The organism is Flagellimonas crocea (assembly GCF_033441595.1).
In the GTDB taxonomy this organism is placed as follows: domain Bacteria; phylum Bacteroidota; class Bacteroidia; order Flavobacteriales; family Flavobacteriaceae; genus Flagellimonas; species Flagellimonas crocea.
In genome coordinates this window covers 102795-120153 of record NZ_JAUZVX010000005.1, presented here as the reverse complement: position 1 = coordinate 120153, position 17359 = coordinate 102795, and the positions used below count along the sequence as shown (strand labels likewise).

Sequence of the window (17359 nt, the reverse complement as noted above, 5' to 3'; positions counted from 1 at the left end):
AACTTTGTTAAGATGTCTTTGTATTACAGTGTTTCTCCATTGAAATTTTCTCGGTAACCAAGGTTACTGTGCAGGTGTATTGCCAAATCTATTTTTGCTTCAAATTACATACGTAGATGAAACGGATATTAACAATAACAATGCTATTGTGGGCTCAGGGGCAGTTGTTTGCCCAAGACCCTATCAATATTTCTCTGGAAGAGGTATTGGCAAGGGTGCAAGAGTCCAATGCCAGCATAAAGGTTTCCGAGCAGGAAGCCCAAATGGCGAAATATGACTATAGGTTCTCCAATTCCATTTTCTTGCCACAGATCGCTGTGTCGCATACGGGAATGGCGACCACAAACCCATTGATGGCCTTCGGTTCCAAACTGAACCAAGAGATTTTGACCCAGGCGGATTTTAATCCAGCCTTGTTGAACGACCCCGACCAGATACAGAATTACGCCACCAAAGTATCGGTGGAACAGCCCTTGATCAATTTGGACGGATTTTATCAACGTAAAGCGGCCAAGACTACCATGGAGGCCAAGGAACTCCAAGCGATGCGAACCAGGGATTATCTCAATTTTGAAGCCCAAAAGGCTTACGGGCAACTGCAACTGGCACACAGAGCTGTAGCCGTGCTGCAAAAAGCTTTTGAGGCTGCCAATGCCAACTTGAACATGGCACAGAACAGTTACGACCAAGGATTGCTTCAAAAAGCGGATCTGTTGGAAGTAAAAGTTCGGGTCACCGAGGTTTCCGACCAATTGAAAACGGCCAAGAGCCATGTGAAAAATGCATCGGACTATTTAGCTTTTTTAATGAACGAACAGGGAGACGTGGTCTACGAACCATCAGAAGAACTGGTGCCCGACAACCTTGGTGAAACCGTTGAAGTCACTTTGGAAAATAGGGCAGATGTAAAAGCCATGGATTTAGTGTCCGAAGCGTACAGGGCAAATATGAAGGCCGATAACATGACCTTCTTGCCAAGGTTGAACGCCTTCGCTAGTTACGAAATGTACGATGACCAAATCTTTCAGGCCGATGCCAAAGGATACATTATTGGGGCAAGTTTAAGCTGGGATGTTTTTAAAGGATCCCAGCGCTTCGCCAAAGCAGGAAAGAGCAGAACAAGTTATGAAAAAGCGAAACAGGAATACGAACAGTACGTCGCCAAAAGTACTATGGAGCTTCAACGCACCAAGCGGATGGTCGAAGATGCCGAGAGCAGGCTCCAGACCTCAAAATTGGCTATGGAGCAATCCGAAGAATCATTAAGGATACGCACCAACAGGTTCAAAGAGGGCTTGGAAAAAACAACCGACCTATTAATGGCCGAAGCCACCTATGCCGAAAAGCAATTGGTCTACTATCAGACCATTTTTGAATACAATCAAGCACAATCCTTATTAACATTTTTAACCAAAGAATAATTGCAAGATGAAAAACACAACGATATATAAAAGCTTCATGCTGACCGCCTCCTTGGGATTCCTTCTAATGGGGTGTGGAAGTGACGAAAAACAGACTGTGGACAACGCGGAAGCAGTTCCAGTAACCGTTGCTGAGGTAGATATGGGCGATAGTTCCACCATTTTGGCAGGAAGTGGTCAAATTAAGGCCGTGAACAGTGCCACCTTGAGCACTAGAATAATGGGTCATGTGGAATCGCTGCCCGTGAAAATAGGTCAGAAAGTAAACAAGGGAGATTTGCTGATTTCCATCAACAACGTGGACCTAAGAGCCAAAAAAGCACAAGTGGAAGCCTCCATTACCGAGGCACAGGTGGCTTTTAACAATGCCAAGAAAGACTATGAAAGATTTCAAAACCTTTTCAACGAAAACAGCGCCTCACAAAAGGAGTTGGATGATATGACCGCCCGTTACGAAATGGCCAAGGCCAGATTGGAAGCTGCAAATCAAATGAAGAATGAAGTGAACTCCCAGTTTGCCTATGCCAACATAAGGGCTCCCTTTAGCGGGGTGGTTACCAATACGTACATCGATGAAGGTGATATGGCCAACCCAGGTGTGCCTTTGGTGTCCGTTGAATCCCCAGGAGGATTTGAAGTAGAGGCCAAAGTGGCTGAGAACAACATTTCTGCCATTAAAGTGGGAACCAAAGCCCACATTTTAGTAAAAGCATTGGATACTACGATTACGGGAAAAGTGTCCGAGTTGAGTGCATCTGCACAAAATACAGGCGGACAATATGTGATGAAGGTTGTATTGGATAAAATAGATGCCAAGATTTTGTCAGGGATGTATGCCACCGTTAGGCTCGAGTCGGAAAACGAGAGCGACGGTAAAACAGTTGTTACCGTTCCGTCCGAAGTCTTGGTGCATAAAGGACAATTGACTGGAGTTTACACCTTGGGACAGGATAATGTGGCCTTGCTGCGTTGGCTGCGATTGGGCGAGAACTTTGGAGATGAGGTCGAAGTGTTATCAGGCTTGTCCAAAGGAGATCAGTACATCGTATCCGCCGAAGGAAAGCTGTACAATGGAGCTAAAGTAAGCATTCAATAACCCTAAAAAAGCTAACAATGAAAGACGGACTTGCAGGAAAAATAGCCAAAGGGTTTATCAGCTCCAAACTTACGGTGCTCCTAATGATCGTATTTATGGTCATTGGGGTGTACAGTTCCTTCCTTATCCCAAGGGAAGAGGAGCCACAGATTGATGTGCCCATGGCGGATATTTTTGTGGGATACCCAGGGGCCAGCCCAACCGAGGTGGAATCCAGGATTACCAAACCGCTGGAAAAAATTATATCGAACATCAAAGGTGTAGAATATGTATACACCACCTCCATGCAAGAGCAAGGGATGGCCATTGTGCAGTTCTATGTGGGAGAGGATATCGAAAGATCTTTGGTGCGTCTATACGATGAGATCAACAAGCACATGGACGAAATGCCCGCCGGTGTGACCATGCCCTTGGTGAAAACCCGTGCCATTGATGATGTGCCCATGCTCGCCTTGACCCTTTGGAGTGAGGAGTACAATGATTTCGAGTTGAGACAGATTTCAGGAGAGCTTATCAACGAGATTGAAAAAGTAAACGGGGTTTCCATCACCAAAAAGATAGGAGGGCGCAGTCCCCAACTTCGCGTGGTGTTGGACAAGGATAAAATGGCGGAGTCAGGAATCGATATGTTGGCGGTGGCCCAAATGATTCAAGCCAACAACCAGCAGATGGATGCAGGGAACTTCCTGTCCAACGATACCGAGTTTCACATCAGCACAGGAAATTTTCTGGAAACCAAAGAAGATCTCGAAAACCTGATTGTGGGAACGAAACAAGGTCAGCCTATTTATTTGAAGCAATTGGCCACCGTTTTGGATGGCCCAGAATTACCAAAGAATTATGTTTCCTTAGGATTTGGAGCTGTCAGTGAAAAGGCCAAGGAATATAAATCGGAATACCCAGCGGTAACCATTTCCATTGCCAAACGTAAAGGGGCCGATGCCATGAAGATTGCCGATGTGGTGTTGGAAAAAGTGGACCACTTAAAAACAACCTTGATTCCAGACGAAGTTAAGGTCGAGGTAACCCGCAACTATGGTGAAACTGCTTCACAAAAGGTGTCCGAACTGTTGATGCACCTGATCGGCGCCATCATCGCCGTGACCTTTGTAGTGATGTTGGCCATGGGATGGCGGGGTGGATTGGTAGTGTTTCTATCCGTGCCCATCACTTTTGCATTGACATTGCTCAGCTACTACATGCTGGATTACACCTTGAACCGAATCACGTTGTTTGCGTTGGTGTTCGTAACAGGAATTGTGGTGGATGACTCCATCATTATTGCGGAGAACATGCACCGTCATTTTAAAATGAAACGATTGCCGTTCAAGGATGCTGCTATCTACGCCATCAACGAGGTAGGTAACCCGACCATTTTGGCAACATTCACGGTAATTGCATCCGTACTGCCCATGGCATTTGTATCTGGTTTGATGGGTCCTTATATGTCCCCAATGCCTATCGGAGCTTCGATTGCGATGTTGTTGTCTTTGTTTGTGGCACTGACCATTACTCCATATTTGGGCTATATCTTCCTAAGAGAAAAGGACAAAAAGAAGAAAAAGGAAAAAGAAGCTGTCGAAATCAATGACACCTTTATTTATAAAGCTTATGCTCGCTTCGAAAGGCCGTTGATCGAGAGCAAGAATAAAAGATGGTTGTTTTTGGGAATCACTTTCTTCCTCTTGATTGCCTCCGTGGCCATGTTCTTTACCAAATCGGTAGCAGTAAAAATGTTGCCTTTTGATAACAAAAACGAGTTCCAAGTGGTCATAGATCTTCCCGAAGGCACCACATTGGAAAGAACATCGGCGGTGACCAAGGAAATAGGGGCCTATCTCTCCACGCGACCCGAAGTGGTCAACTATCAGAGTTATGTGGGAACCTCTGCGCCGATTACCTTCAACGGTTTGGTAAGGCACTACGACCTTCGTGGTGGTAGCAATATGGCCGATATCCAAGTCAATCTGGTAGACAAGCACGACAGGAACGAACAAAGTCATGATATAGCCAAATTGCTTAGGCCGAAGATTCAGGAATTGGGTAAAAAGTACGATGCGAACATCAAAATTGTTGAGGTGCCGCCAGGGCCACCTGTATTGTCTACCATTGTTGCCGAAGTCTATGGTCCTGATTACGACAAACAAATTGCATTGGCGGATGAGGTAAAAGGTATTTTGAAGAATACCACCGATGTTGTGGATGTGGATTGGATGGTAGAGGATGATCAGGTGGAGTACAATTTTGTAATCGACAAGGAAAAAGCGATGCTTTACGGGATTACCCCACAACAAATTGTTGAGGTAATGGCCATGACTTTCCGTGAACAACCCGTATCGCATATTTACCGAGAGGATGCTTTTGACCAAATCGGGATTGTACTGTCCATTAGTGAAAAGGATAAATCCAGTTTGGATGAGATCAAACAATTGAAGATAGCATCCCAACAGGGGAATATGGTCTCCGTTGGCGACTTGGTTCAAGTAAAAGAAGACATAAAGGCGAAGAGCATCTACAGAAAAAATCAAAAAAGAGTGGTTTATGTGATGTCTGATATGGCGGGCGAACTGGAAAGTCCGGTATATGCCATTTTGGGTATGACGGACAAGTTGAGCCAATTGGAGTTGCCACAAGGGTATTCCATTGACGAATTATATATGGAGCAACCCCAATTTGAGGATGATTATACCGTGAAATGGGACGGCGAATGGCAGATTACCTTGGAGGTGTTCCGCGATCTGGGAATTGCCTTTATGGGCGTAATCGTGATTATTTATATGCTCATCGTAGGTTGGTTCCAAAATTTTAAGGCGCCTGTGGTGATGATGGTGGCCATCCCACTTTCCTTGATCGGAATTGTACTCGGGCATTGGTTGTTAGGAGCATTCTTTACCGCAACCTCCTTTATCGGCATGATTGCCTTGGCAGGAATCATGGTGCGGAACTCGGTATTGCTTATCGACTTCGTCAACCTAAGGTTGGACGAGGGAGTTCCCCTTAAGCAAGCCGTATTGGAAGCAGGTGCTGTGCGTACCACTCCTATTTTATTGACCGCGGGTACTGTGGTCATTGGAGCTTTTGTGATTTTGTTCGACCCCATTTTTCAAGGGTTGGCGATATCGCTTATGGGAGGAACCATAGTGTCGACCATTTTAACGCTATTGGTAGTGCCTTTGGTGTATTACATGATTGAACGTAAAAATTACAAGTAAAATGAAAATGATCATTGTGACCACAGTGGAAGAGTATAAAAGCCAGGTTTTTAAACTCTTTAAACAAGCAGGTGTCGAAAGCTTTAGCGAATCCGACATAGATGGGTACAAAAGTGCCGCGCCATTGATGTACACCAGCAGTTGGTTTCCCAGTGAAAAAGGCGGAGCGGCATCGAACATGTTCTTTTCCTTTACCGAAGAGGAAAAAGTGACCGAGTTGTTCAAACTGTTGAGACAATTCAACGAGGAGAGCGAAACCACCAACCCGATAAGGGCCGTGGAAATACCAATTGAAAGAACCGTTTAAAAATCAAGAAATGAGAAATAGAATCGTAAGAGGAGTTGCAGGGTCTTTTGTGCTGATAAGTTTGATCCTTGCCATATATGTGAACATTAATTGGTTGTGGTTTACCGCATTCGTTGGGGTCAATCTCCTGCAATCATCATTGACCAAATGGTGTTTGTTGGAGGACATCCTGAAGAAGTTCGGGGTTTCCGATTCGGACAAAAACTGCTGCTAGTCAATCACTTTGTTTGTTATTTGAGGCATTTTCGTGAACTTTGCCCAAAACCTCACGAAAATGCTTTATCAACCTTGGCCTTGGTATGTATCGGGCCCACTCATTGCCATCATCATGGCCTTGCTCATTTTGATGGGCAAAAAATTTGGAATGTCATCCAACTTGGAGACTTTTTGCACCATTGGCGGAGCAGGAAAATTCACGGATTACTTCAAAGTGGATGTAAAATCCAAACGTTGGAACCTATTGGTGGTTTTGGGATCGGTAATTGGAGGATTTTTGGGAGCGCATTGGTTGTCGCCCAATCCTGCTGTGGATATCTCCGATAAAACGGTGGCGAAGCTTCAAGATTTAGGTTTTGATAGTGCTGGCAAGGCCTATTTGCCCACAGAACTTTTCAGCATGGATTCATTGGCGGACCCCAAAGTGTGGGCTATACTGTTGATTGCTGGTTTTTTGGTGGGCTTCGGAACCCGATATGCTGGCGGATGTACTTCTGGGCATGCAATTTCTGGTCTGAGTAATTTACAGCGACCATCATTAATTGCTGTCATCGGATTTTTTATCGGTGGATTGATCATGGTGCACCTATTGTTCCCTTTAATTTTTTCAGCATGAAGAATATAGTGTACATCATATTGGGAACTTTTTTTGGGATAGTGCTGTATAAGTCAGAAGCTGCATCGTGGTTCAGGATCTATGAAATGTTCCAGTTCGATTCATTCCATATGTACGGCATCATAGGTTCTGCCTTGGCTGTGGGAGTTGTTTTGGTCTTCTGGATAAAAAAATCGAAGGTCAAATCTTTTTCGGGAGAAATCATAAGCATCCCCGATAAAGAAAAAACGTTTACGAGATATATTTTGGGAGGAACCCTGTTTGGACTGGGCTGGGCTTTGGCAGGGGCATGTCCTGGACCCATCTATATATTGGTAGGAGCGGGTTATTGGCCTATAATTCTGGTGCTTATGGGTGCTGTTCTCGGAGCTTTTGTATATGGTATTGTTAGGAGTAAATTGCCTCATTAAGGTTGACTCAACGGTATATTTGGGCCAAACAACGAAAATGAATGGCGCATTGATGGTTTGCTTCTAGCTTTGCTCTCCCCAAACTTACGTAATAGTTCCTACATGAAGTTAACTACGTTTATCATAGACGATGACTTGGTGTCGCAGTTCGCGACCCGATACTGCATACAACAGTCCCATGCCAATTTTGAAATTGTCACATGCTCCAGCGGCGAAGAGGGAATCCAGGCTTGTTTTGGCTCTGTTGAGCAACATGACAGACTTCCTGATATTATCTTTTTAGATCTTGTGATGGATGGGATGAACGGTTGGGATTTTCTGGAAAACCTTCAGACTTTGTTCCCAGACCATCAGTTGCCCAGTGTATATATTCTTTCGGCATTTACCAAGGCATCTGACAGAACCATCGCCAAAAAGCATCATTTTATAGCAGGATATGTGGACAAGCCCCTATCGCGCTCTTTTCTGGAGAAAATCTTAAAGGAAGAAGAAAAAAAAAGAGTACACTGATTTAAAGGTTTTATCGAATAAACTTTGTCCAAAAACACTTTAAATTGATTCCCACGGTTGTATAAAGTTTTTAAAAAAACCTATTTTTGCAGTCCATTTTAATCAATGGCCCCGTAGTTCAATGGATAGAATAGAAGTTTCCTAAACTTTAGATGCAAGTTCGATTCTTGCCGGGGCTACTTTTTGACACTTTCCTTAATTCTTTACCAAATACAAGTTTCATTGATTATAAAGGGATTTACTTTTTCGGTAAAATTAATTGGTTTGTCATTTAGAGATTGCCCCTAAATGGGAATAGGATTTTCTAGGTTTGATTAACTTTTTTAGTATTCTTTCATCGAAAACCCAATTCTTGATTATTAGAAATTTCCTACATTTATGAAAAATCAAATAAACGATTATGAGAAATTCATCAACTTTTTTACTGCTAATTGTTTTTGTCACAATAATAATATCGTGTTCTAAAAACGATGATTCTGATCTTTCGATTACAAATTTAAAAAGTGTAACTGACTGCGATATAACTATTCAACCGGAAACTTTAGTATCAATATGTGTTGATGGAACTGACTCTGCCTTACCAGATGAAGTTATAAAATTTGTAACTACGTTTTATTCAAAAACCGATAACGCTTCCACTTCTAAGATATCGTGGACAATAGAGTCTGGCAATATGGAAATTTTAGATATTGAGAATTCAATTGATGGTTTATTGGCAAAGTCAATTGCCACAATTAAGTTTAATTCTGATTTTTCGGGTAATGGTATCATTAAGGGAACTGCTAAAAATATTGGAGGAGAAGCTTTTGCAACGCACCTTGTAGAATTAGAAACAGATGAATAATCCCTTTCCAACTCTTTATTGATTTAATTGACCACCCCAAAGAAAATTATTTTCAAGTGTATAAAAGGACCTTGGGAATCTAAGTATGGACATTAAGAGTTCACAAATCGTCAACATTTTGAAATCAAAAAGTGAAAACCCCAATAAAACTGGGGGTCCGAAAGAAAAGTTCGATTTTTTCTGGGGCTACTTTTTGACACTTTCCTTAATTTGTTGTGAGAATTTTTCCAATTGGAACAATTAGTGCCGCATTAAAACAATTGTATGTGATGGTATTGAGCTCAGGAAACTTACTTCATAGTTTTAGTTTAAACCCGCCATTGATCACAAATCCATCCACGGGAGCATAGATTTCGGAAAATTGTGGGTCACTGATATTTCCTGAGTATATGGTATCGAAACGTGTTTGTCTGGTATCCAAGAAGTTTTCAAAATTCAGAAATATGGAGAATCTGTCACTAATTTTCTTTTCGCTCATCAAACCAACGATCCAATAGGATTGGCCCGTATTCCCAGAAGAGAGTTTTTGGGGACTGTAATAATACCCCTCGAGACCGATCCAAAGGTCACCTTCCCTTTCATACATCAGTACATTGTTCAATCGATGCTTTGCCACAAGCGGAAAGTCTGATACATTACCATTTTCATATTGTTTTACATTGGCATGGGTATAACCGGTGAACAACTTAAAGTCCCCATATTTTACCTTTAGGTTGATTTCCGCACCTCGGGTATCCACGTAGCCGTCGGGTTGTTGGAACGAATAGAAACCGTTCCCTTCGGGCCGTAACAACATGGGGTCATCGATTCTGGTATAAAAAAGAAGTGTATTGATGGACATGGTCATGCCCTCCATGGGAGCCCACTTGTAATTCACATCAAAATTTCCCCCAATGGATTTTTCCAGATCGGTCTGATCAATATCAATAGGGAGCACGTTCCTGAATTGTAGCCGTTCTGCATCTTCTGTAAAAACCGTGGGAGTCTTATAGCCCATGCCCCCGCCCAATCGAAATGTCAATTTTTGACTTGGCTCATAAAGAAGGGACAATCTGGGTAGGGCCATAGCCCCGTAATCCGAATGGAAGTCGGCACGAATACCTGTTTCCAAACCAATCTTTTTACTAATCTGCCATACATTTTGGGCGAACAATCCAAAGATTTGATAGGATTGGTCCAGCGCTATGGACCGATCATCCCTGGTATCGTTAAAATATTCCGTCCAAAGATTGGTCCCGAACACCCATTCAGGCCCATCTTCCGAACCGGTTGAAAAATTCAGTTCACTAAAGGAAGAACGTTGATAACCTGAAAAGGTAAAATCTGGAATCTGAATCGTACGATCATAAAAACTGAAACTGTTCTTGACTTCCAATCGATTTTGGTCGTTAAAAGCATGTTTGAAACCTAATTGGGTGGAGACACGTTCGGTTTGATTGGACTCAAAATACGGGTTTTCCACAGACTCCCCCTTTACATAGTCCATATTGCCTCCAAGACGGTCCTCCCAGATGGCATTGATTCCCAACAACAGTTCCGTTTGTTCCGCGAGGTACCAGTACAGTTTAGGGTTCAAAGTGAAACGGTCGAACTCTGGTATTGCCGTGAGCCCTATATCGGCTGGGTCATACGGGGTTCCCAAATTGTAAGAGGCAAAAACCGTGGTTCCAAGTTTCTTGAATTTCTGCGAATAGAATCCGCTCAAATCTAGTCCGAGGGCTGAGGTGCCATTGGCCATAAAACTAAGTTCGGGCTCATCCTCAGGGGTCTTGGATATCAAATTTACAAGTCCGGCAATGGCGCCACCCCCATAGAGGGTAGAACTGGACCCTTTGATGACCTCCACCTGCTTAAGGTCCAAGGGCGCAATTTGCATCAGGCTCAACCCACTGGCGAACCCTGAATATAAAGGGAAACCATCCCGAAGAAGCTGGGTATACTTTCCGTCGAGACCTTGGATGCGGATACTGGAATTATAACTGGTGGCGGAGGTCTGTTGTGTACGGATACCTGTACTTTCGTTGAGCAACATTCGTATGTCCCCAGGTTTCATATTGCCCTTTTCGGATAGTTCCTCCCCGGCAATGACCTCCACCCGTGTCGGGATATCCTCAATGGTACGGGTGCTTCTGGTGGATACCAAGGTAATCTCTTCCATTTCCTCGGTCTGGGGAACCAGATAAACTGTTTGATTTTGTTGTGAGGTACTCAAGGGAAAACGTAAACTTAGCTCAAGCTTGGCGTATCCAACATAGCTTAAGTGCAGGTTGAAGGTTCCATTCGGGATGTCTTCGATATGAATTGTACCTGTTTCATCCGATATCGCTCCGATGTCAAGTGAAGGCAGAACAGCGGTTACCCCTATCAACGGTTCTTTATCAATGGAATCCTTGACCATAAGGTCAAGAGTGTTTTGTGCCAGAACAGGTGCAACCCCCAAAATAAAGAGTGCCAAAAATAATTTAAGTTTCATTTTTTTAGTTTTTTGAAGTATGCTTTTCTTGGTCCGATTTATGGCCAAGGATATGTTGTTATGGTAGATTATACTTCAAAGATGCGTGGCGGTTTCAAGTGGTAAAAATAGACCTCTTTGGGTATGAATTCCTGATATGGTATTACCGTCTTTTTGAAATTTATCTCAACAATATCGATGGCAATTAACTTGTCCGAAGTTATTGTAAAGCCAGGACAGCGTCCACAGGAGTAGAAGGGAGAACAAGGTGCCTCCTTATCATGGTGTGTCTCACTGAAACCATTATAGGAACTGACGCCATCGTATGGAGATTCCATACAACCCTCACGTTCCAAACAACACGGGACCGATGATAACAAAAGGATAAGAATGGATAATATGGCCGCCAATTCCTTCATGTCTCGAAGATATACAATTATACAGAAAACCTAAGGGTTTCAGTGATTTTGGAACAAGCTTGATGCCAATATGTATTATAGATTAAGTGGTTCGTAACTTTATTTTATCGGTCCTTAATCTTATTAATCAAAGCTTAACCTACATTGGGGTTTCCTTAATAGGTGGATGTTCCCTTTACTTCTATTTTAGCCTCCGACAGCCAATAATTATGACGTTTGTCATAAAATGGCCCTGTTTTCACAACCAACAAATAGATTATGATTCCAAACGAATATTCGGGGCAATGCTCCGGTAAGTGCCCGTGTGTAAATGCGGGAAGATGGCAATGGATGTCCCTACTATTGCTAGGTATCCTTTTTGTTCCCAAAACAATGAACGCGCAAACTCCATCGGATGCCCTGATGATGCGATCCAAAAACATATGTGTCCTTTTTTCCTATGATATGGGCACTTTTGACAGGTATTGGGAAGGGGAATATCTGAGGTCCAACGAAACCATTGCTACCGTGGACCGCAACACCGTACTTCCCATGGCAGCCGTTGGTATTTTTGACGACCTTAACTTTTATATCAGCTTACCTTATGTGAAAACGGAATCCTCCGAACCCAATGGAGGAAAGTTTGCAGGGGCCCGTGGCTTTCAGGATATAGGTTTTGCCCTTAAATACAGGGCCATCCATAAGGACTTGGGCACGGGAAAGATCACAGCGTTGACAACTGCCGGATTTTCGACTCCGTTCACCAACTATCTCTCGGACTATAGGCCGTACAGTATCGGTTCTGGTGCACCGGAGTTCTCATTGCGTGCCATAGGACAGTACGAGCATAGCAGCCAATTCTATTTTCGGGCATCCATAGCCCATTTATGGCGTGGATATACGGAGGCGGAACGCGACTATTACTATAACAACGGAAGTTATTATACCGCCTGGATGGATGTTCCCAACGCTTGGACCTACGAGGCTATTTTTGGCAAGTGGCTCTTCAACACCTCCCTAAAGCTCGAGTTGAGCTATATAAACCTGAATTCCACCAGCGGGGATGACATCCGTGCCTATAATGCTGCCCAACCCACCAACAAAGTGGAATTCGAACGTATTGGGTTCGCTGCCCAATATTACCTGAAATCAGTTAAGGGTTTGGGATTTGTGGCCTATCACAATCGGGTTGTCAATGGGAGGAACGTCCCCAAATTTAGCAATACCGGTTTTGGGCTTACGTACCAATTCAATGTAATCAAGAAACAAACAGAAACTACCGATGGACAATAAAATATTCACCCTGTTTATGGCCTTGGGCCTTTTGCTATTGACTTCTTGTGAGAAGGATTTGCCACAGTACATTCCCTATGAAGGATATGCATATTCCGAACTGGATGTTGATGGAGGAAATTGGACCCCTGTACTTGAGGAGTCGGGTGCATCCATTGAAGTGCCGTTTCCCGACGCCACTGACTCAGAAAGCTATCAAAATGAACTGGAGGAACTGAAACAGGCAATGTTGGACATTTCTTCAGACCAAAAAAAGGCCATAACCTATTGGACCAATAATCCTACGGTTCGCTGGAACGAGATAGCATTGGAGCTTATTGCCAAATATAACCTGATACCTGGACCAAATGCCGATGGGAGCTATACGTTGCCCGACCCTGCCAATCCCGAAGGGCCGCCGGCTTTTCCCTTTGCGCACCCTCCATATGCCTGTAGGGCATTGGCCTATATGTCCGTGGCCCAGTTTGACGGACTTATATCCGCTTGGCACCATAAATACCAATACAACAGACCTGCGCCCTATGCTTTGGATGAAAGTATCGATTATGCTTATGAGGAGAATGATATCCCTTCGTATCCTTCGGACGGTGCCGTGATTGCCAGGGCCTCCAAAAATATTCTAACGGCCATGTTTCCCTTGGAGGCGGATTATCTCCAACAATTGGAAGACGAGCATTTGGAAAGCCTATTGCTATCGGGAGGTAATGTTACAAGCGATATCAATGCGGGAACGTTGATCGGGGACGCTGTTGCCGAAACGGCCTTGACCCGGGCCTCCACCGATGGCATGAAAAATGCCCAGGCACCCAAGGCCGTTTCCGATTCCATTAAGCAAGCTGCATATGACCGGTTTGGTTGGGCATGGGACAATTTGGAGATACCCGAACGCCCCGTTGGATTGACCCCCTTGTTTAGTCAAGTGACCATGTGGAGCATTGATGATGTGGAGAGTGTGCGCCCGGTTCCCCCTCCCGCATTGGATTCCCAAGAATTTCTGGACGATGTGGAAGTATTGAAGGGCCATGCCCGGAATATGACTGATGAAAAGCGCAGGATCGCCAACTTTTGGCAAGATGGCCTTGGCACCTACACGCCTCCTGGCCATTGGAACAGAATTGCCAATGAACTTATTGTAGAGTACCGTTTGAACCCCCTGCAGACCGCACGTACCTTGGCCTATATGAACATGGCCATCATGGATTCGGGCATTAGCTGTTGGGATGCCAAATATTATTATCACTACCCTAGGCCTATCCAATTGATCGAAGGTTTTGAAACCATTGCAGGAACCCCGAATTTTCCCAGCTACACCTCTGGTCACAGTGTTTTCTCGGCCGCTGCTTCGGAAGTGCTGGCCTATGTCTTTCCGGAAGAAGCGGAACAGATGAGGGCCTGGGCCGAAGAGGCAGCCATATCCAGGGTCTATGGTGGAATTCATTGGAGCTTTGATGCCACTGTGGGGACCGACCAAGGCAGGGAGGTGGCCCAATACACCTTGAATAGGGCAAGGGCGGACGGAGCCGACAACTAGTTTCAATGCATCAAAAGCCAACAGGTTCAATTGAGATTTGATACGTACCTCCGTATCTTGAACAAATTGCATCGATATGTGCAAGCGTTCACAAATGATTGGCTCTATACAAGGATTTTTACCGCAGCTTTTAGAATTTTGGCCAGAGGACAAATTTCTGTAGGTCGATTTTAAATGGGACACTTGGTAAGACGCCCTTTATACTCCCATAATGATATGGACAATGGTATCATTAATAAAAAGTAAAAATCAATAAAGAAAGGGTTAAAACAGGCAATACCCTTGTTTGTCCAAAGAAACCACTTTTTTTTTGACGCTAAAACCATTCGATAATGACGTTTAAGCATACCTTTTCCATTCTTTTTTTCACTTTGGCTATGATTCATATGACGAATGCCCAGCAAACCATAACTGGGCAGGTTGTCGATCAAGCCGATAACCAGCCTTTGATGGGTGCCCTGGTTATTTTAAAAAACAGCGGGAAAAGTGCATTGACCGATAATCAGGGATATTTCCAAATGGACCTTGGGTCGACAACGGATACTTTGGTAGTGCAATATCTAGGCTATGATGATACTCGAATCCAGATTACTCCAAATACTTCAACCATGGGAACGATAGCCATGCGTTTGAGCAATACAACCTTGGACGAAGTTGTTGTTAGTACTTCACCTAAAAATTTTAAAAGTGAATTCAAAGGAAGCAATTTTAGGATCAATCCCGTTTTATTGAAGAATATAAATCCCCTGAGCACTGAAGAGGTGCTTCGAACTGTTCCTGGGGTCAATATTGTTGGGGACATGGGATTGTCCAATCGACCGAACATCAGTATTCGGGGTTCATGGGGCAGACGCTCCAAAAAGGTGCTCTTGTTGGAAGATGGTACCCCTGCGGCCCCTGCACCCTACATTGCACCTGGTGCCTATTACAATCCGGTAAGCGATCGAATTACCTCGATAGAGGTGTACAAAGGAGCTGATTTACTGCGATACGGTCCGAACAATATGTATGGTGCGGTCAACTACATTACAGCCCTACCACCACAAAAACCAACCCTTAGGCTTAAGTTGACAGGGGGTCAGCGCAATTATTCTTCTGCCCTGTTTTCCTACGGAGGTACCTGGAATGATCTAGGTGGTTTGGTAGAGGGTGTCTACAAGAAGTTTGATGGTTTTACCGATAATTCTTCTGTGGAGATCTTGAACCTTAACGCTAAGATCTTTGCCAAGCTGTCGGAAAACCAATCCTTATATTTCAAGGTTAGTGGGCAGTTTGAGGACAATCAGGCCTCATTGAGCTCCCAAACGCCATTTACGTTTGAAACGGACCCGACACAAAACCCTTTGGACGCCGACCAATTTACCATGAGACGGTATGGTGTGGATATTATCCATAAATGGCTTCCAGAGGATGACCTTAGCTTTACCACAAAAGTGTATGCATCTGATTTTGAGCGGGATTGGTGGCGACAGGTCACAACCAAGGTGCTCGCGTCAGAAGTTCGGGATTATGTGGGCGATGAAATATTTAACGATAGATATGGATATTTGGAAGGAAGGACGTTTGATGATGAAGATTACGTAATCGTCGGTCGTGTGGAGAATGGACAGGAAAGTACCACTGATAGCCGATGGATCTACCGAGTTTCCGGAATCAAGGAAACTGTGAACAAGGATTGGAATGCCTTTGGGTCGCCCAGTGCCTTCGAGGGGAGCATCAATCTGCACCGTGAAACTTTTAAGGACGTTTTCTTGGAGGCTGACAACTCCAGATGGGCAAGGTACGGGACGGCGACCAAGGATCTATGGTACAGGTTGTGGTCGGTCAATGGTTATATTCGCAATGAATTCCATTTTGGAAAATGGGGTGCAACACCGATACTTCGTTTTGAGCACGTGGATATGTTTAGACAGGACCTTTTGTCTTTGGCACAGAACCCTGATCTGGAAAGCACAACAGAAGGTCGGGAGCCCAATATTTACAATCAATTTTTACCTGGAATTACGATAAACTATGAGTATGGCAGTGGGGAATTTTATGGGAGTATATATCAAGGAATGATAGCTCCCTCCAAAGTCTTCGGGTTTTTGGTGGAGCAGGATGGTGTGGTAACCAATCCATTGGCGGGAGAAAGCATCAATATTGACCCTGAATTGAGTTGGAACAAGGAAATCGGTTGGCGTGGCGGCCTATTGGACAACCATATCCAAGGGCAGTTAACCTATTTCCACAATGCCAGCAGAAACTTTTATGCGGGAGGTCGAAATGAAGTGTTTACCGAGCTGGGAAAAATCAATGTACAAGGTATTGAATTGGCAATCAATGCCGAACTTTTGGACACAAACGATCATCAACTGCACTTTTTGGGCAATGTTACCTATATGAATTCCAAGGTAAAGACAGGGAAGTTGGAAGACAGGGACCTTTTTTCACAGGTTATCCATGGAAGTGCTACGCGTGCGGAATACATAGCAAAAGTGAATGGGAATAGAACGGCCTATGATGTTTACATTGACAATGGGGGAGGCGAGACATTGTTGACCGATGAAACCATTGATGCATCACAATTTGACAATATTACCAGAAGCGTCATTACCTTTGGTGACGAAGGTATTTCCAATGCCGAGGCCCCCTATACCCCCAATATCAATATGAGCCTTGGTCTTACTTATGATTGGAACCGATTGTCCAGTGGCTTCAATGTACATCATGTGGGCAAGCAGTACACGGAGTTTCATAATTTTGTGAACGAATCCGCAGATGGGGCCATAGGCCAATTGCCTGTCTACACGACCATCGATGTTTTTGCGAACTATGATTTCGGTATTGGTGAAAAAGTGGAGGCAAGCATTTTCGTTAACGGAAAAAACATCACCGATAGGCTTTATCGGGCCTCACGATTGAACAGGGCGACTTCAGGTATTTTTGGAGGTGGTTTCAGACAAATTATATTCGGTGTCCATTTAAAAATCTAATTGCAGATAGATGGGAATCAACCAAACGAAGGATCAATTACTTCGCGTAATATTTTTTACTTGGATAGTGAGTTGAAG

General features: G+C 44.0%; 14 protein-coding genes and 1 tRNA gene. 13 read left to right on the top strand and 2 right to left on the bottom strand.

Features of this window, described 5'->3' with window-relative positions; genetic code table 11:
- Window positions 1-116: 116 nt before the first annotated feature.
- The 10 genes from SD449_RS16860 to SD449_RS16815 all read left to right on the top strand — a co-directional run bounded on the left by SD449_RS16860 (window position 117) and on the right by SD449_RS16815 (window position 8632).
- A complete protein-coding gene (locus tag SD449_RS16860; RefSeq protein WP_318312238.1) occupies window positions 117-1421 on the top strand; it encodes a TolC family protein in 1305 nt (434 codons plus the stop codon).
- Between the two features lie 7 nt (window positions 1422-1428).
- The gene (locus SD449_RS16855; protein WP_318312237.1) at window positions 1429-2517 is read left to right on the top strand and encodes an efflux RND transporter periplasmic adaptor subunit; all 1089 of its coding nucleotides are present in this window, start codon (window positions 1429-1431) and stop codon (window positions 2515-2517) included.
- Window positions 2518-2534: 17 nt separating this feature from the next.
- The gene (locus SD449_RS16850; protein ID WP_318312235.1) at window positions 2535-5729 is read left to right on the top strand and encodes an efflux RND transporter permease subunit; all 3195 of its coding nucleotides are present in this window, start codon (window positions 2535-2537) and stop codon (window positions 5727-5729) included.
- Between the two features lies 1 nt (window position 5730).
- Window positions 5731-6036, top strand: coding sequence for a hypothetical protein (locus SD449_RS16845; RefSeq protein WP_318312234.1), 306 nt, complete (start codon window positions 5731-5733; stop codon window positions 6034-6036).
- 10 nt (window positions 6037-6046) lie between these two features.
- Complete coding sequence (locus SD449_RS16840; protein ID WP_318312233.1) at window positions 6047-6250, top strand: YgaP family membrane protein; 204 nt, start codon at window positions 6047-6049, stop codon at window positions 6248-6250.
- A gap of 60 nt (window positions 6251-6310) precedes the next feature.
- Window positions 6311-6868 (top strand): YeeE/YedE family protein, encoded by a 558-nt coding sequence (locus SD449_RS16835; protein WP_318312232.1) that lies wholly within the window; start codon window positions 6311-6313, stop codon window positions 6866-6868.
- Complete coding sequence (locus SD449_RS16830) at window positions 6865-7278, top strand: DUF6691 family protein (protein WP_318312230.1); 414 nt, start codon at window positions 6865-6867, stop codon at window positions 7276-7278. Before SD449_RS16835 ends, SD449_RS16830 begins: the two co-directional genes overlap by 4 nt.
- Before the next feature lie 102 nt (window positions 7279-7380).
- Window positions 7381-7788: a response regulator gene (locus tag SD449_RS16825; protein ID WP_318312229.1), complete on the top strand. Its 408-nt coding sequence runs from the start codon at window positions 7381-7383 to the stop codon at window positions 7786-7788.
- A gap of 107 nt (window positions 7789-7895) precedes the next feature.
- A tRNA-Arg gene (locus SD449_RS16820) sits at window positions 7896-7967 on the top strand.
- 221 nt (window positions 7968-8188) lie between these two features.
- On the top strand, window positions 8189-8632 hold the full coding sequence (locus SD449_RS16815; RefSeq protein ID WP_318312228.1) for a hypothetical protein: 444 nt from the start codon (window positions 8189-8191) through the stop codon (window positions 8630-8632).
- 295 nt (window positions 8633-8927) lie between these two features.
- On the opposite strand, the gene SD449_RS16810 is transcribed toward SD449_RS16815, so the two are convergent.
- Window positions 8928-11105, bottom strand: coding sequence for a TonB-dependent receptor (locus SD449_RS16810; protein ID WP_318312227.1), 2178 nt, complete (start codon window positions 11103-11105; stop codon window positions 8928-8930).
- A 68-nt stretch (window positions 11106-11173) separates the two neighbouring features.
- Window positions 11174-11503 (bottom strand): hypothetical protein, encoded by a 330-nt coding sequence (locus tag SD449_RS16805; RefSeq protein ID WP_318312226.1) that lies wholly within the window; start codon window positions 11501-11503, stop codon window positions 11174-11176.
- Between the two features lie 258 nt (window positions 11504-11761).
- On the opposite strand from SD449_RS16805, the gene SD449_RS16800 reads away from it, so the two are divergent.
- The 3 genes from SD449_RS16800 (at window position 11762) to SD449_RS16790 (ending at window position 17281) form a co-directional block, all read left to right on the top strand.
- Window positions 11762-12775 (top strand): transporter family protein, encoded by a 1014-nt coding sequence (locus tag SD449_RS16800; RefSeq protein WP_318312225.1) that lies wholly within the window; start codon window positions 11762-11764, stop codon window positions 12773-12775.
- Window positions 12765-14306 (top strand): phosphatase PAP2 family protein, encoded by a 1542-nt coding sequence (locus SD449_RS16795; protein WP_318312224.1) that lies wholly within the window; start codon window positions 12765-12767, stop codon window positions 14304-14306. Before SD449_RS16800 ends, SD449_RS16795 begins: the two co-directional genes overlap by 11 nt.
- A gap of 332 nt (window positions 14307-14638) precedes the next feature.
- Complete coding sequence (locus SD449_RS16790) at window positions 14639-17281, top strand: carboxypeptidase-like regulatory domain-containing protein (RefSeq protein ID WP_318312223.1); 2643 nt, start codon at window positions 14639-14641, stop codon at window positions 17279-17281.
- Window positions 17282-17359: the final 78 nt, after the last annotated feature.

What these genes read in the sequence shown, in the direction of transcription:
- SD449_RS16800 (WP_318312225.1), top strand. Translation starts at nt 11,762, where the DNA reads ATGATTCCAAACGAATATTCGGGGCAATGCTCCGGTAAGTGCCCGTGT.
- SD449_RS16835 (WP_318312232.1), top strand. Translation starts at nt 6,311, where the DNA reads ATGCTTTATCAACCTTGGCCTTGGTATGTATCGGGCCCACTCATTGCC.
- SD449_RS16830 (WP_318312230.1), top strand. Translation starts at nt 6,865, where the DNA reads ATGAAGAATATAGTGTACATCATATTGGGAACTTTTTTTGGGATAGTG.
- SD449_RS16795 (WP_318312224.1), top strand. Translation starts at nt 12,765, where the DNA reads ATGGACAATAAAATATTCACCCTGTTTATGGCCTTGGGCCTTTTGCTA.
- SD449_RS16855 (WP_318312237.1), top strand. Translation starts at nt 1,429, where the DNA reads ATGAAAAACACAACGATATATAAAAGCTTCATGCTGACCGCCTCCTTG.
- SD449_RS16840 (WP_318312233.1), top strand. Translation starts at nt 6,047, where the DNA reads ATGAGAAATAGAATCGTAAGAGGAGTTGCAGGGTCTTTTGTGCTGATA.
- SD449_RS16825 (WP_318312229.1), top strand. Translation starts at nt 7,381, where the DNA reads ATGAAGTTAACTACGTTTATCATAGACGATGACTTGGTGTCGCAGTTC.
- SD449_RS16790 (WP_318312223.1), top strand. Translation starts at nt 14,639, where the DNA reads ATGACGTTTAAGCATACCTTTTCCATTCTTTTTTTCACTTTGGCTATG.
- SD449_RS16845 (WP_318312234.1), top strand. Translation starts at nt 5,731, where the DNA reads ATGAAAATGATCATTGTGACCACAGTGGAAGAGTATAAAAGCCAGGTT.
- SD449_RS16860 (WP_318312238.1), top strand. Translation starts at nt 117, where the DNA reads ATGAAACGGATATTAACAATAACAATGCTATTGTGGGCTCAGGGGCAG.
- SD449_RS16810 (WP_318312227.1), bottom strand. Translation starts at nt 11,105, where the DNA reads ATGAAACTTAAATTATTTTTGGCACTCTTTATTTTGGGGGTTGCACCT.
- SD449_RS16815 (WP_318312228.1), top strand. Translation starts at nt 8,189, where the DNA reads ATGAGAAATTCATCAACTTTTTTACTGCTAATTGTTTTTGTCACAATA.
- SD449_RS16805 (WP_318312226.1), bottom strand. Translation starts at nt 11,503, where the DNA reads ATGAAGGAATTGGCGGCCATATTATCCATTCTTATCCTTTTGTTATCA.
- SD449_RS16850 (WP_318312235.1), top strand. Translation starts at nt 2,535, where the DNA reads ATGAAAGACGGACTTGCAGGAAAAATAGCCAAAGGGTTTATCAGCTCC.